This window comes from Paenibacillus sp. 1781tsa1, assembly GCF_024159265.1.
GTDB lineage: Bacteria > Bacillota > Bacilli > Paenibacillales > Paenibacillaceae > Paenibacillus.
Map to the genome: position 1 here is coordinate 292536 of NZ_JAMYWY010000001.1, position 16176 is coordinate 308711.

The following is a 16176-nucleotide window of genomic DNA, read 5'->3' on the forward strand; positions in this document are numbered from 1 at the left end:
TGAACTAGTGAAGAAACTAACCGAATAATCCATATTGGACTGTTACTGATTCGATCAGGCATGACCAAGCGTAGGGAATGACGATTCCCCGGCTTGGTCATTTTTTATATATCCAATTTATTCATGTAGAGGAGAAGGGTCATGAACAACAAAGACTTGGCTAAAAACGTACTTGATCTCGTTGGCGGCGAGCAAAATATATCGGGTCTGACGCACTGTGCAACCCGTTTGAGATTCGTATTGAAGGATGATCACAAAGCAGACCTCAAGGCGCTGGATCAGCTCGAAGGTGTGCTCAAGGCACAAAATTCCGGTGGACAGGTTCAGGTTGTTATCGGTGCCAAAGTAGACGCGGTATACAGTGAAGTGAAGAATTTAACTTCTGGCAAGATTGGCGAGCTTACGGAGTCTACAGACAGTGGACCGAAAAAGAGACGTAATCCCGTCAACGTAGTGCTTGAAACCATCGCAGGTATATTCACCCCTGTTCTGCCAGCACTTGTTGGTTGCGGGATGATCAAATGTTTGGCTACCGTTATAACTGCCATGGGTTACCTGGAAGGCTCCGGTTTCCTGACGATCATTAACATGATCGGGGACTGCATTTTCTATTTCATGCCATTCTTCCTGGCTGTTAGTGCAGCAAACCGTTTCAAAACCAATCCCTACTTGGCGGTAGCTCTTGCTGCGGGACTCATGCATCCAACCATTTTGAACGCTGCGGCTCAGATTGCTGAGACGGGTGTAAATAGTATCGATTTTCTTGGCATGCCAATTCTGTTGATGAAATATTCTTCTTCCGTCATACCAATCATTCTGGCGGTGTGGATTATGAGTTATGTGTATCCAATCGTCAATCGAGTGATTCCCAAGTTTCTACAGGTCCTGCTTACCCCAATGATTGTTTTGTTCATTATGATTCCAGTGGAACTGATTGTGCTCGGCCCAGTAGGATCATATATCGGTGACTGGTTGACTAATGGTATTAACTCATTGTTCTCCACTGCAGGTGTTCTTGCTGGTGCAATTCTTGGATTTTTCAAACCGATCATGGTCATGTTTGGTATGCACTATGCGATCATGCCTATTCAGGTTCAACAAGTGGCTACACTGGGTGCAACCGTGCTGTTACCAACGGCACTGGCGGCGAATTTGGCTCAGGCTGGAGCAGCATTTGGTGTGTTTGTCCTAACGAAGAGTAAAACGATGAAATCAGCGGCTGCTTCGAGTGGATTCACCGCCTTGTTCGGAATTACCGAGCCGGCGATCTATGGGGTAACGCTGAAATACAAACGTCCCTTCTTTGCAGGTTGTCTGGCAGGTGGAGTAGTCGGTGGATTCTACAGCTTGGTGCATACAACAGCGAATGCTATTTCACTTCCAGGTGTATTGGCAATTGGCACGTATTCATCGGATCGTTACATGTATGTCGTTATTGGTTGTATTGCTGCAGTTGTACTCGGGTTTGTGTTCACGCTGTTGGCGGGCATCAAGGAAGATACAGATGGAAATAAATCAAAGCAGCAAGCTACGAATAAAGTAAATAGCAATCAGGCGGCAGTTGCAACGGACACTACTCCAGAGTCAGTGCCATCACAGACATCCACATCTTCTGACATGCTTATTGTTAGTCCAATGACAGGGGAGATCAAACCCATCTCTGAGGTAGAAGATCAGGCATTTGCCCAAGAGTTAATGGGTAAAGGTATTGCAATTGTTCCGACAGATGGCAAGGTATACGCTCCATTTGATGGGGTAGTCGAAGCACTTTATCGCACCAAACACGCCATTGGACTAAAGGCAGCGAATGGTGTCGAGATCCTGATCCATATCGGGGTGGATACCGTCAGTCTGAAAGGGAAATATTTTAACGCCCATATCGAACAGGGACAGACCATCAAGGCTGGCGATTTATTGGTGGAGTTTGATCCGGAGGGTATTACGTCAGCGGGCTACAACACCATCACGTCCATTGTCGTTACCAACATGCAACAGTATGGGGACGTACTGACTACAGCGACCAGCGGCCCGATCCGGGAGAGTGAAGCGCTGATCAAGCTAATCCCCTGAAACCTTAAATAAGCCATTTAAATAACACGTAATAACAGGAGGAAACTAAAATGACGAATTCCAATTTTCCAAAAGATTTTCTGTGGGGCGGTGCACTGTCTGCCTGTCAGGCTGAAGGTGCTTATAATGTGGATGGCAAGAGCCTGACCATTCCAGAAGTGATGAAGTTTAACGAGAAGAACGACCGCAAGGTGACCAAGCAGATCAGGGTAAATTGGGAGATGATTGAAGAGGCGAGGAATGACCCGGATACCGTGAAATATCCGAAGCGCCGGGGGATCGATTTTTATCATAACTTCCGTGAGGATATCGCCTTGTTCGCCGAGATGGGATTCAAAGTATTTCGTTATTCCATTTCATGGGCCAGAGTATTTCCAGGTGGCGACGATGCCGCTCCGAACGAAAAGGCACTAGAGTTCTATGATCAGGTGATTGATGAATGTCTTAAACATGGTATGGAGCCTCTGATCACCATCAGTCACTTTGATACGCCAATTGTACTGATGGACAAGTTCGGAGGATGGTATAACCGCAAGCTGATCGATCTGTATGTGAACTATTGTAATGTGCTGTTCAATCGCTACAAGGGCAAAGTGAAATATTGGGTGACGTTCAACGAGATCAACATGAGCGTGAAAGCATCGGCGAAGACGCTGGGAATCATTGATTATGATGCTCCGAATTATGAAGAAATGCTGTTCCAGGGGCTGCATCATCAATTTGTAGCTGCGTCCAGAGCAACCAAGATGGCTCATGAGATTGATACAAACAATCAGATTGGAAGCATGGTCGCTTATTTTACAACGTATCCATACACATGCAAGCCGGAGGATGCACTTCAGATGCAGCAGGATGATCAGATGAAAAATCAATTCTACTTGGATGTGCTCAATGAAGGCGAGTACCCTTACTATAGTAAAACGTATTTCAAAAACAAGGAGATCCAGCTGAATATCGAGGATGGCGATCTGGATAACATTCGCGCACATACGGCTGACTTTGTGGGGATGTCGTATTACAACTCGATGATTTCCAGCAGTGATACGGAGCAGCTCGAACTAACGGCAGGTAATGTACACAGTGTATATAAAAACCCGCATCTGCCCGCTAACGAGTGGGGTTGGCAGATTGATCCGATTGGCCTGCGTTATACGCTTAATCTCGTCTATGATCGGTATCAAAAGCCTGTCTTCATTCTGGAGAACAGCTCAGGCTTCTACGATAAGCTGAATGAAGATGGAACGATCAACGATCCATACCGGATTGATTTCCTGAGCAAACATATCGAACAGATGGGACTCGCCATTGCGGATGGGGTCGAAGTGTTGGGATACACGATGTGGGGGCCAATCGACATGATCAGTTCAGGTACTTCCGAAATGAGCAAACGGTACGGATTTATCTACGTCGATCAGGATGACTATGGCAATGGTACGCTGCAAAGATATCGGAAGGATTCGTTCTTCTGGTATCAGAATGTGATCCGTTCCAACGGAGCAGAACTGTAACAGAGCATGAATATTCTGGGTCGTATCAAAAAAATCCCCGGCGGCTTGCTGATCGTTCCCATGCTGGCCGCTGCGGTCATCAACACGGTGTTTCCATCGTTTTTTCAGGTCGGAGATCCAACGACAGCACTATTCACATCGAAAGGCACCATGGTGCTGATTGGCATGATTTTGCTGGTTTCAGGGACACAACTGAACTTGTCACAGCTTCTGGTGACCTTGAAGAGAGCAGGAGTACTCTGTATTTCACGTATTCTCATCAGCTGCCTGTTCGGCTGGGCATTTGTACACTTTTTTGGCATAAGTGGGGTCGGAGGAGTGTCAGCGGTAGCTTTCATCGCCGTTCTGACCAGTTGTAATCCGGGCTTATATCTTGCCCTGATGAACACGTACGGAGATGATGTGGATCGTGCTGCGTTTGGCATTTTGAATCTGATTGCCGTACCGGTTATTCCGGTTATGATATTGAATTCCGCGAGCGGTGTTGGTATCGATTACCTTAGCGTACTTGCTACACTAGTACCTTTTTTCATCGGCATACTTCTTGGTAACCTGGATAACAACATCCAGAAGATGTTCGCTCCGGGAACACTGATTCTGCTGCCTTTTCTAGGCACCAGCTTCGGGTCGAATATTGATCTGCGTATTGCATTTCAATCCAGTCTATCCGGTTTGCTGGTCACGGTGTTATTTTTGCTGATCTGCATGCTGCCGCTCATGGGAATTGATCGGAAGATATTAGGACGGCCCGGTTATGCAGCGGCTGCGACATGTTCGGTTGCTGGATTATCCATGGTGGTGCCTTCGATGGCTGCCGGGTTCAATCCGGCGTATGCGCCTTATGTGGACACAGCTATCGCTCAGATTGCCTTTGCCGTGATCCTGACGTCGGTGACCGTGCCTTATATCGTGAAACGTCTGGCTGGAGGAACAACGACGGAAGCTTCTGCATCAACAAATCAATAAAAAAACAGCATGTGTTCTGTCAGGTCATGACGGATCACATGCTGTTTTGCTTTGTACATCTATATGATCTCCTGGGGGAGGAGAGGAATGAATCGGTTTATTTTACAGACCAAGCAATTGTTTAACACTTTCAGCTACCGCTTTGCTGGATTGCGGATTCTGCCCTGTGACCACGCGGCCATCTGTTGTGACATAGGAACTGAAGGCAGCAGCTTTATCGTAATGTGCAGCACGTTCTCTCAAAGCATCTTCCAGCAGGAAAGGAACATACTCGGTTTGTTGAGCCAATGTTTCTTCTTCATTTGTGAAGCCGGAAACGGTTTTGTCGTTGATCAAAAGCAGGCCGTTGGACAGCTTCACATTCAGCAGAGCTGTAACCCCGTGGCACACGCCGGATACAACGCCGCCTTTTTCATAGATATCACGAGAAAGCTCTTGAAGTTCGGCATTGTCCGGGAAATCCCACATCGTACCGTGACCGCCTGTGAAGTAGATTGCATCGTAGTCACTCGCGTTTACTTCGCTAGGTTTCAGCGTATTTTTTAATTGGTTCATGAACGTTTCGTTCTCGAAATAGGCTTTGGTGCTCTCATCGAGGGAGTCACCCAGACTTTTTGGATCAAGAGGTACGTTACCACCTTTAGGGCTAACCAGATCGATCTGAACATTGTCATTATGGTCAAACTCTTCAATAAAGTGAGTTGCTTCGCTCAGCCACAAGCCGGTAGGTTCGTCCTTTGTTGCGTATTTATCTACATTTGTTAGAACAACCAGTATCTTTTTCATATAAAAACCTCCCGTAAAGTGTATAACATTCATTTATATTAAATATTACAAAATTAAATTGTGTAAAATATATTATTAAACATAACATAACCATGTTCTAAAGTAAAATCATGAACGTATCTTCGATCTCCATTGTTACTTTCAAGCGTAGGAGTAAGAACAATTTAGTCGTAGTAAATATACCCTTAAGAATGCACTTTTACTTATAATGCCCTGTTTAATTTACTCAAATTGTAAGCGGAGGTAGGCGTGTGTAAGCGATATCAAAATTATTTCAAATTTGATGTTAATTTGATTGAACAACTAGTACTTTTGATTTAGAATGACGGAAGATGCCAACAAAAAACTGGTACATATTACATATGGACTCGGAGGAACAGTCATGAAACGTTCAGGTAAATTTTTCGCTTCATCCGTAGTTGCTGCTGTCGCTGCAGTATCTATCGTCTCTTCAGCTTCAGCAAGCACAGTTTCCGTCTCCAACATCTCCGGCGTAACACCTATCAACATTAGCAGTATGGATATCGAAACGGCTTTGATGATGGTCCAACAAGAACGTACCAAATTACTGGATGCACAATTGCAAACGCAAATCCAGGAGGTACAGAACCGTAATCAACAGATCGCGGAGTTGAACTCTCAATTGCAGGTTGCCCAGCAAAACGGGGATGAAGCAGCTGTTCAGAAGCTGAAAGGCCAAATTGATGCTGCGAGCAATTCCCAGCAGATGGACATGCTTCGTCTGCAGTCCATGTCCAACAAGCGTAATGAAGCATTTGATGTAATGACAAACTTTGTCAAAAAAATGCAGGAATCAAGATCATCTATCATCGGTAACATGCGTTAAGAACGGATGATTAACTGTAACAATACAAAAAGAGCGGAGCCGGAATTTTAATTCCGAAACTTCGCTCTTTTTGTGTTTCTCTTTTTAATTATATAACTTATCTTAAACGGGGACGGAAGTCCCGTCTTCTACTGCATTCTTCAATCCAAGTTAGCCCGACCAGTCACGACGCCGAGTGAACAGATCTTTCAGCTCGTCCGTTGACAATTCCGTAATCCAGTTCTCGGAGCTTGTGATGATGTTATCGCTTAGCTGCTGTTTGCTCTCCAACATCTCGTCGATCCGCTCCTCTAGTGTACCGAGAGAGATGAACTTATGCACCTGTACATCTTTGGTCTGACCCATCCGGTAAGCCCGGTCGGTGGCTTGATTCTCAACAGCAGGGTTCCACCAGCGGTCAAAGTGGAAGACATGATTGGCTGCGGTCAGATTCAATCCCACACCGCCTGCCTTGATGGACAGGATGAAGACGGACGGCTGCTTGTCCTCAGGCAGTGTTCGGGATTGGAATTCCTCAATCATGCGATCCCTTGCCGTCTTGGAGGTACCCCCGTGCAGATACAGCACAGGTTCCTGCAACTCCTGACGGAGTACCTGTTGCAGCATCTGTCCCATACCGATGTATTGGGTGAAAATCAGGCATCGCTCGCCCTCATCCCGCAATTCACGGACAAGCTCCATCAGTCGTTCCAGCTTCGCGGAACGGCTGATCAGCATCGCCATATCCTGCGGGCTGTACACATCATAAGAAGATGTTAATGTGCCGTCCTCGGGCAGTTCCTCCGGCAAAGCTTCTTTTGTCAGCAGCAGAGGGTGGTCACACAATTGTTTAAGCTGAGTTAGTGCCGACAGAATCGCACCTTTGCGTTTGATACCTTCAAGCTCTTTCATTTTATCCATCAGGGCCTGCACGGACTGGTCATATAATGCACTTTGTTCGCCCGTAAGGTGAATGTATGTTTTCATCTCGTTTTTGTCCGGCAGATCAAGCTGGATATTCGGATCTTTTTTCTTACGGCGCAGCATGAATGGTTTCACGAGCTGTTGCAGGTCCTGCATCCGCTGCTCATCCTTATCTTTCTCTATGGCACTGATAAAGCGAGTCTGGAATGCTCGGGCACTACCCAGGTATCCTGGATTGGTAAAATCATAGATCGACCACAGCTCGGACAACCGATTCTCGATTGGTGTGCCTGTCATGGCAATGCGGTGTTTTGCCGGGAAGCTGCGGACGGCCAGGGACTGTTTGGTCTGGGCGTTTTTGATATTCTGCGCTTCATCAAGACAGATGCACGCCCACGTGTAAGTCTGCAACATTTCCTGATCCAGTGTAGCCGTAGCAAAGGACGTGATGATGATGTCCACCTGTTCCGTCTGCTCCCGGAATTCTTCCCCACTTAATCGGCGTGCCCCGTAATGCAGACTGACATTAATGGAGGGTGCGAAGCGGCTAATCTCCTTTTGCCAGTTGCCCAATACAGAAGTTGGACAGATCAGAAGTGCCGGAGCCTGTCCCGGCTTACGTGGTTCATGTTCTTTGATGTGTAATAGATACGTAATGAACTGTATGGTTTTCCCGAGACCCATATCATCGGCAAGACATGCCCCAAGGCCGAATCTGCGCAGGAAACCAAGCCATGCAAAACCTTCCTTCTGATACGATCGCAGCTCGGCATGAAGCCCTGTAGGAATGGGCAGGGAAGGCGCACCGCCTTGTCCGCCTCCCAGTTGTGCAATGACCCGATTCAGGTGCTCGTTCAGCTCTACCTCCAGTCGAATATTTTCACTAGCCTGTGGTTGCTCTTCCTCCTCGGCCTGTTGTCCTTCCTTCCATTTCTGGTTGCGATATTCCCGTTGCTCATTATGCAGCAGATGCAGGTGCAGAATATCCTGGAATGAGAGTCCCTGTTCCCGATCTACACCGCCCATGGCACGACGTATCTGTTCCAGCAGGTCAGGGTCGAGAGGAACCCATTCTCCACGGAAGCGAACCAATCGTTCATTACGGGCCACAAGATCGGCGAACTCATCTTCGCTGAGATCCGTGTCACCAATTGCAATTCGCCAGTCAAAATGAATAATTGAATCCAGTCCGAAGAAGGACTGTCCCCGCTCACTGCCTTCCTCTGGCTTCACCTTGGCGCGCAGCTTAGGCTTCTTCTTCCGGGCTGCTTCCCACCAACCCGGGAGCAAGACTTGCCAACCCGCTGCCAGCAATCTGCCGCTATCCTGTGTAAGGAACTGCCAGGCTTCCTGATCTCCCAAAGGATCACTCAGCACATCCCGTCTGCCGCTAATAGAGCTTGCAAGACGTGGCAGATGTGCGCGAAGCTGATCCAGCCATCCGGCGGAGCGATCCAGAATGAACGGTGTCCATACTTCTGGCCATTCGCCTTCAAGTCTGCCGCGTGAATCCAGCATGACGGGCACCAAGATGGCGGCATCCAGCTTGTTCTGCAACACCAGTCGCAGCCGCCAAGATGGCTCGTCCTCGTCCGGCTCCTGCAATTGCAGCATAGGTCTGAATGGTGCAGCATCCGCTTTCCAGCCAATGGATACGAGCCAGGACTGAGCATCCATTCCGGCTGTCTTGGGTAGAGTACCGCGCTCTGGGAACAACTGCGGGAATTCACGCCGCAGATCGGTCGCAGCTTCCTCGGAACTGTACCATCGTTGGAATACGAAGGCAGAGTAGGCCGCCCCAAGCCCTTCGGCGTAGCTCTCGTCCGTCTGTTGAATCGCTTTGGTAAGCGATGCCCGATCCTGCTTTTTCAAGCTGTCCGGGTCCCAGGTCCACTGAAGTTGTCCTGCGCGATAAGCCTCAAAGCTGGGTACGTATTTGCGTTTCTCGACAGATGCTGCGAATGCCGGAGCCAGTCGAATCAGATGTTCCGCTTGCTCGTCCCATTTCCATTCAATATGAAGCAGCGTATGCATCTCGGCAAAGAAGGGAATGACTTCTTCCGCAGGCAGAACAACCAGCTCAATCTCTTCAATCTGCCGAACTTCCAATTCGGTACCGTAGAAGGAAGGCGCATGCCAAGCGAACAATCGCTGCTTAAGCGACTGTCCCGATACAAAGTGGTGTGTGTTGAGTGCTCCGTAAAACAAAGCATCACCATATCCGGTTAAAGCGACGTGAACCTCAATCGTTTCAGTGTATGGATGAATTAAGCTCATGAGATCAGTTTACCTTTCCGAAGCTCTTCCTGCAGGGCGCGCAGCCGACTGTTACGAACGGCAAGTGTGGTGATGAATTGCTCCCAGTGCGCTTCTTGCTTCAACTTTTTATAGATTTTGGACAGGCGTTTCAGCAGCTTCACCGCAGCCTTGTATCCGTCCCTGTTCTTATGTCCGATATAACGCTCCACCGCCTGATGATAGAAGGGGAGCAGCAGTTCAGGTGCATCTTTTTCAATCGGTTGCAGCACCGCTACGCGGAATTCGAGAGGCTCCGTCCCTGTACTTAGCTGAAAATCAATCCACCTGCGCCACTGACCACGAGAATGCATGGCATCCTCATAGGCTGGGCGAGAGTGGGGGAGCATGCTGACAAGTGTGTCCCACATGCGGTTCTCTGTATCCGGCAGATGTTGAATGGCCGTGTCCCACAGATGCATGTAATCATTCAAAGGCGTGTTACGCCGATTCGCCAGCAGGGGACCAAGTTGTACCAACCAATCTCCGAGCCGCTTCCATTCAGCTGCATCTGCGAGCACGTGGAGAAAATGCAACAGATGTTCTGGCGGGATACCATAGGCCGAGCTTCCATGGATGAGTCGCTGCCATGCCTGATCGTCTTGCCCTACATGGAAGTACATCCAGCTCTGCGCGAGTACGAGTGGTAAAGGCAGTGTTACGGCTTTGCCTGGTCTATCACTACTATTACTCTGAGCGCTACCCAAGACACTTCCACCTGACTGGGAAGGTGTCGAAGCGGCGGTTATATTGCGCTCTATATCATTTAAGATATCCTGTTCCGACGCTAACATGTCCCGCGACCCCTGAAGCTCAGGTACGATCCAGTTTAACCACAGTTGTCGATAGATCGGAGTGAAGAACATCATGCTGGCTGTCTCAGGCATCATCTGTTTGCGTAAATAAGCTGAGGTTTCAGATAATCTGTTCCAAAGTTGTTCAAGCTTGTTTCCCTTTAGACCGGACAAGTCTAGCGGATGGCTAAAGATCCGTTCAATGTCTTTCAGAAGTGCATCCACCGCGAGTTGGGCAGGGTAACTCAAGTACACGGGGGTATGCGTAATGGAGTTACGAGCCGGCGGTATGCAGAATCGGATGAGGTGCAGCTGCACATGAAGTTCAAAAAGTTGGTCCATCGCAGCGGTCAGCCTTGGTTTAATGGCATATAACTCGTCCGTTGCTTCCTGTACGTAGGATGTGCTTGCTGTGCCGGTACCCAGCCGTCTCAGACAGGAGTGGAATAACTCATGCCATTCCGAGATTTCGAGATCGGCAAGCTCTGTTGCACGCTCCTTGATCTGGCTGTATTGGTTGTCGGGAAAGTCCATATCCTGTTGTTCATCGGCATCTGTATAGCTGGATAGTCCTGCGGACATGGCCCCGACAGGTTTGGTCGTTTGTTTGAGCGCAGTACTGGAGTGTGCATTCACAATCGCATGCACAGGTCGCTCCAGTTGCTCGGCATAACTCAGCAAGACAGCCGTCATATGTTTGCATACGGAACTCACCGGGCAGGTACAATGACTTGTAGTAAGGGATTGCATGCTCAATGTTACTTCGTACTCTTCCGATCCTTGTACAACGGCCGAAATCCCTTGTTGTTCTGAATAGGTTAATGGTCCGACACGTTTTTGTTTATAATATTGGAATCCGCGCATGATCGTCAGGTTGTTAAAATGCTCTGCAACTTCCCGAATTAATTGTTGCCACTGCGCATCATCCATCCTCATGTTATTGGGTATGTTCATCATTCCATCTCCTGGGGTAAACATAGGTTCAGTAATCACCACGTCTATGACGTGATGTTGTCAATTTGTTGTATCCATCATATCAGTTATGAGCCGATCCGTGCATGGGTTATAAGAATATGAAGTTCTTTTTGGACAAACATAAATCAAGATGAATGCGCAGGTGCCGTGAGCGAGTGGCATGCATGATTGCCTCATATTGTGTATGCTTATCGTATGTATTCCTTTCAGGAACGATGCAGGCCGGGAAAACGGTCATATTTCAAACAACAGGAGAGAGCATATGAAAATACTTACGTTAAACACACACGCTTGGGCGGAAGAGGATCAACTGAACAAGATCAGTCAGCTGGCTGATTTTATAAATACACATCAATTTGATGTAATCTCCATGCAGGAGGTTAACCAGTCCATGCAGGAAGCGGCGCTTTCTGAAGAAGACTTGAAGATGTATTATGTTACTGAATCCGACGCTGTGATTAAAAAAGACAACTATGCCTACGTCCTGCTTCAACAGCTGACAGAGCAGTATTACTGGACGTGGATTCCCGCGCATGTCGGGTTCCAAAAGTACGATGAAGGACTCGCGATCATTAGCCGGACGCCGATTAAGCAGGCTTTTGGGGAATACGTGTCCCACATGCGGGATTATAACAATTACCGTACACGCAAGATTGTGGGAATTCAGACGGTCGTCCAAGGTGAAGCAACCTGGTTCGTGAACGGACACTACAACTGGTGGGATGATGCGCAGGAACCTTTCAAGGGACAGTGGGAGTTGACGGAGAGCAAGCTTGCCCCCTACATGGATCAGCCGTTATATATAATGGGTGATTTCAACAATGTCGCGGAAGTGCGTGGAGAAGGCTATGATTATATGATGAGCAAAGGCTGGAATGACCTGTACACCACAGCATTGCAAAAGGATGAAGGAGCAACCGTGGTGAAGGCCATTGCGGGCTGGGCAGACAACAAACGCGATTTGCGAATCGACTATATTTTCTCCAATCGTCCCATTCAGGCCAAGTCTTCCACTGTGGTCTTGAACGGTAAAAACGGGCCGGTCGTGTCCGACCATTTTGGCGTTGCTGTAGAGATATAACAGCTGTGCGACTATAAATGGGATATCAACTCAAATACAAAACAAAGCCTCCGCTGACTTCCTGTTAAGGGAAGTTAGCCGGAGGCTTTTCACATTCTACATCATTTCCTATGTACATTTCATAGCGTTCGTTATTTCTGCTGTGGAACTGGATGGTTACTCGAGCGCCAGCATCTGATGTACGAACTTTTTCAGATTCTCGCTTGTCTCGCTAAGCTGTTCGATGCTTTCCATGAACTCGGATACAAGCTTGGCCTGATCCATCGTTGCGGTTGTAATCTGACCGATCTCCTGCTCCATATGTTTCATGGAATCCTGTACACTACCGAGGGAGGTTTCGATATCAGCCGCTGCTTGTTTCGTATGATCGGACAGCTTGCGTACTTCACTGGCAACGACACCGAATCCGGCTCCCTGATCGCCCACACGAGCTGCCTCGATCATGGCGTTCAGTCCAAGCAAATTGGTTTGTTCTGATACTTCACGAATGACGTTTGTTACTTTAGACACACTAACGGAGTTCTCTGAAGCTTTTTTGGAGTTGCGCAGAATCTCTTCGGAGGTTGCAGAGAGTTCTTCGGAATGTGCCGCAATCTGCTGAATGCCGCCGACGAGCGCATGAATGGTTGTTTCATTTTCACGGATCAGCGTCTCCAGTGTCATGTGGCTATCCAGTGCGTAGTTCACACCCAATATGCCCACGACCTGATCGTTTTCCTTAATGGGAATTAGGATGGCGTCGAAAGGTCTGCCTTGCAGATCACCAGGCATGCGAGCCACGGTACGCGTATCCTTGTTGGTGAGCATTTTGAAATTTTTATAATCGTCATGCAGCTCATCTCCAACCTTCACGCCAATTTCCAGACTTTTTGCTTCGGAAAAATACAAAACTTTCTCATGATCATTAATGGATATGGATATGTCGTCACGGAACATTTGGCTAACAAAAGGCATAGCATTTACCAGAGATTCAAGAGTATTCAATGTGCATCTTTCCTTCCCAATACAAAAAGTGGAATTTTTCAATCTATTTAAGTTGAACTAAAGATATATTCACACGTACACTCCGATGACAGAATAACCTTCCAATCGCTGTTATCTCCAGATTTTTTTGATTCCCTTTTCTCAAGGGAAAAATCCGGTGATAAAGGCGAACGCTTCGCTTTTTCAGGTTTTTTCTGTCCTCTACGTTTCTGTGTAAATGATTAGTTCAACTTATATAGTCTCTATATCGGTAACATTTTCCGTTTTTTTAAATTAATGTCCTAATGAAGGTGTAATTGGCGAAGGAAAAACCGAATTTCCTGATTTTTTGTAAGCGTAAACAAAAATCTATAGCCACCATAGAACATGTCAGTTATACTGGGATTATTAATTGGTGCCTGAGTAAACTAGAAGATATTAACGTTCAGGGCAAGGGCGTTCCTTACGAAGGTTAAGCGCTATATCTCTAGATCCTGTCACAGCAGAATAGGGGTCTGAGCTGCTCGGCTGGACGTTTTATTTCGGATACGATTTTATTTCAATGTGAGAGGGATGTGTGCGATCAATGACGACCTATTTCAGTGAACCGCAGAGCATGTATTACCGATTTGGAGAAGATCAGGATCAGGTGCTGAAGGTGCTGGCCGAGAGGTATATTGGGGCCAATGCGCAGGCTGATTTTGTATATCGGGTATTCCAGAAGTCTGGTATTTTGCAAAATGAGAAAGGGCTTTATGATCTGAATTTAGGTAAACGCTTTCCTGATGCTCCCAAAGATTATATATCCTACGCAGCTGCGCTGGTCTGGGGAGACGAGGACCGGAATCTGGATGTGTTGGTCCGCTGTTATGGACCTGTTCGCTTTTATTTCAATGAGCAGTTGGTCTATCGCTCTACCGTAATGGATGAGATCAGTCCTGATGCAACGGTGAAGCTCAGCATCGATATCAAGCCCGGTTGGAACACCATTTGGCTGGAAATGAAGAATACCCCTGCCGGATTTGGCTGCCAGTTTGGCTCTGATGAAGGTAAAGTGCGTATTCTGAACGTATTTGCGCCGTTTCAGGAGAGACAGGGACAAGCGGGTTGGGTGTTCTCCCAACCGAACCTTGCTGTGAGTAAGCAACCAGACTTGCTTGGACAAGAAGCAGATTACAGTTTGAAATGGCTGCCTGAGACAGGCTGGTCTGATGAAGATAAAACCAAGCCAACCCTCGAACGAATATACGGGCATCTTCCTGGACGGCATGTGTATGCTTGGACACATTTGAACAATACCGATTCAACCGGGAGTCAGGTACGATTGTCAGGTCAATCCTCGGGTTCTTTAAGTATATGGATTAGCGGCAAGCCTGTGGCGCAAGTGAGGGAGGCAGGTCCGTTCGAGGTGGATGTAGCAGCCTCTTTTGGGCGGAGTGACCTGCTTGTCCGAAGTGAATGCGATGATGCGGCAGGACCGTGGCATTTTAATTTGAACGCAACCGTTTCGGGTAAGCCGCTTCTACTTGAACTTCCTCAGCGTGTCCACGGTGCTTCCGGAGAGTCATGGTTATATGTCGGCCCCTTTGAGTCGAAGGTTGAACCGGATGTGCAGGATCTTACCCGAACAGACCGAGTGTACCAAACCGGGGGAGAACAGACATATTGGCGCTTGGATCGACCGGATGCTTGGATTAGACCCTATTATGAAAACGCCATGTTAAGCAATAAATGGACAGTGGGCAGTGTAACCAACTATGGTCGCTGGGATTATCCATTGGGTGTCACTGTATATGGTCTATTACGGACTGGGCGTTATTTGCAGAGACCGGACATTACACGTTATGCGGCTGAGCATGTGCAGGCATGTACCCAGATGTATGAATACTCATTATGGGATCGGGAGCAGTATGGTTTCCCGGCTGTCAATCAACAATTGGTCATGCTGAAAATGTTGGATAATTGCGGTTCATTTGGTTCGGCCATGCTGGAAGCGTATTCAGAGTGTCATGAACCAACGTTTCTTCCGATTGCTGAACGGATTGCAGATTTCATGCTTTCCCGCCTGGAAAGGCAGGAGGATGGGGCATTTTATCGCACATGTGTAGGCGAGTATGCCGAGAATACCATGTGGGCAGATGATCTATATATGAGTACGCCGTTTCTCGTTCGTTATGAACGAGTGACAGGCAACTCAGCCGCATTGGATGAAGCCGCCAGACAATTTTCACTGTATCGGAAATATCTGTTCATGCCTGAGTTCAAGATCATGTCTCATGTGTATGATTTCAAATACGGACAGGCAACGCAGATTCCATGGGGACGTGGCAATGGCTGGACACTATTCTCCTTGACGGAGGTATTGGAAGCTTTGCCGGCAGAGCATCCCGAGCGCCCGGCTCTAATTAATTTCTTCAACGAACTGTGTGAAGGGTATGCGGCCCTTCAAGGAGAAAGTGGGTTGTGGCATCAGGTGTTGAACGAACCGCAGACGTATGAAGAAGCCTCCTGCACGGCGATGTTTGCTTATGGTTTTGCGAGAGGTGTACGTTTTGGCTGGTTCAAAGACCCTGAAGTTTACGTCACGGCAGCCGAGCAAGCTTGGAGGGGACTCATCTGCAAAGCGATTGATCGTCAAGGGAATGTCCATGGCGTGTGCAGTGGATCGCGATATGCGTTTACGGCAGAGTATTATGATCAGGACTTGCGTACCGTCACCAATGACAATCACGGAATAGGCATTATGATGCTGGCAGGGACCGAAGTGGCAAAAATGAAGAAACATCTGGCCGAGCACAGGGTGTCTTCACCTGCAGTATCACATTCCTGATAGATCATAACTGAGACGGGTACACCACCGCCGGGAATGTTATTCCCGGTGGTTTTTGATTCCTTTAACTCCTTACTTTTTTGACAGGAAAGCTTACTTTTGTTTATGTCATGTCCAGCAATGGACCTATACAATAGGTTTTGTAAGCGATTCCATAG

The 16176-nt window shown here is 47.6% G+C and carries 10 protein-coding genes; 6 read left to right on the plus strand and 4 right to left on the minus strand.

Annotated features, from left to right (window positions below; genetic code table 11):
• Positions 1 to 141: 141 nt before the first annotated feature.
• From NKT06_RS01335 to NKT06_RS01345, 3 genes are read left to right on the plus strand one after another with little or no spacing between them, the layout of a single operon-like run.
• On the plus strand, positions 142 to 2070 hold the full coding sequence (locus tag NKT06_RS01335) for a beta-glucoside-specific PTS transporter subunit IIABC (RefSeq protein ID WP_253429190.1): 1929 nt from the start codon (positions 142 to 144) through the stop codon (positions 2068 to 2070).
• A gap of 50 nt (positions 2071 to 2120) precedes the next feature.
• Positions 2121 to 3578: a glycoside hydrolase family 1 protein gene (locus NKT06_RS01340; RefSeq protein WP_253429192.1), complete on the plus strand. Its 1458-nt coding sequence runs from the start codon at positions 2121 to 2123 to the stop codon at positions 3576 to 3578.
• Between the two features lie 6 nt (positions 3579 to 3584).
• The gene (locus NKT06_RS01345; protein WP_253429195.1) at positions 3585 to 4544 is read left to right on the plus strand and encodes a 2-keto-3-deoxygluconate permease; all 960 of its coding nucleotides are present in this window, start codon (positions 3585 to 3587) and stop codon (positions 4542 to 4544) included.
• A gap of 102 nt (positions 4545 to 4646) precedes the next feature.
• Here NKT06_RS01345 and NKT06_RS01350 read toward each other — a convergent pair whose 3' ends face one another.
• Positions 4647 to 5330, minus strand: a complete 684-nt coding sequence (locus NKT06_RS01350) for a type 1 glutamine amidotransferase domain-containing protein (protein WP_253429196.1) — start codon at positions 5328 to 5330, stop codon at positions 4647 to 4649.
• Positions 5331 to 5712: 382 nt separating this feature from the next.
• On the opposite strand from NKT06_RS01350, the gene NKT06_RS01355 reads away from it, so the two are divergent.
• On the plus strand, positions 5713 to 6177 hold the full coding sequence (locus tag NKT06_RS01355) for a hypothetical protein (protein ID WP_253429198.1): 465 nt from the start codon (positions 5713 to 5715) through the stop codon (positions 6175 to 6177).
• Between the two features lie 150 nt (positions 6178 to 6327).
• Here the strand turns inward: NKT06_RS01355 and NKT06_RS01360 are convergent, their stop codons facing one another.
• Together NKT06_RS01360 and NKT06_RS01365 are read right to left on the minus strand one after the other, a co-directional pair.
• Positions 6328 to 9357 (minus strand): DEAD/DEAH box helicase, encoded by a 3030-nt coding sequence (locus NKT06_RS01360; protein WP_301289672.1) that lies wholly within the window; start codon positions 9355 to 9357, stop codon positions 6328 to 6330.
• Positions 9354 to 11126, minus strand: coding sequence for an SWIM zinc finger family protein (locus tag NKT06_RS01365; RefSeq protein WP_253429200.1), 1773 nt, complete (start codon positions 11124 to 11126; stop codon positions 9354 to 9356). The genes NKT06_RS01360 and NKT06_RS01365 overlap by 4 nt, the downstream gene beginning before the upstream one ends.
• Positions 11127 to 11406: 280 nt before the next feature.
• Here NKT06_RS01365 and NKT06_RS01370 point away from each other — a divergent pair, with 280 nt between their 5' ends.
• A complete protein-coding gene (locus NKT06_RS01370) occupies positions 11407 to 12225 on the plus strand; it encodes an endonuclease/exonuclease/phosphatase family protein (protein WP_253429202.1) in 819 nt (272 codons plus the stop codon).
• Positions 12226 to 12381: 156 nt separating this feature from the next.
• Here the strand turns inward: NKT06_RS01370 and NKT06_RS01375 are convergent, their stop codons facing one another.
• Positions 12382 to 13209: a methyl-accepting chemotaxis protein gene (locus tag NKT06_RS01375; protein ID WP_253429204.1), complete on the minus strand. Its 828-nt coding sequence runs from the start codon at positions 13207 to 13209 to the stop codon at positions 12382 to 12384.
• Between the two features lie 565 nt (positions 13210 to 13774).
• On the opposite strand from NKT06_RS01375, the gene NKT06_RS01380 reads away from it, so the two are divergent.
• Positions 13775 to 16018, plus strand: a complete 2244-nt coding sequence (locus NKT06_RS01380; protein WP_253429206.1) for a glycoside hydrolase family 88/105 protein — start codon at positions 13775 to 13777, stop codon at positions 16016 to 16018.
• Positions 16019 to 16176 lie beyond the last annotated feature (158 nt).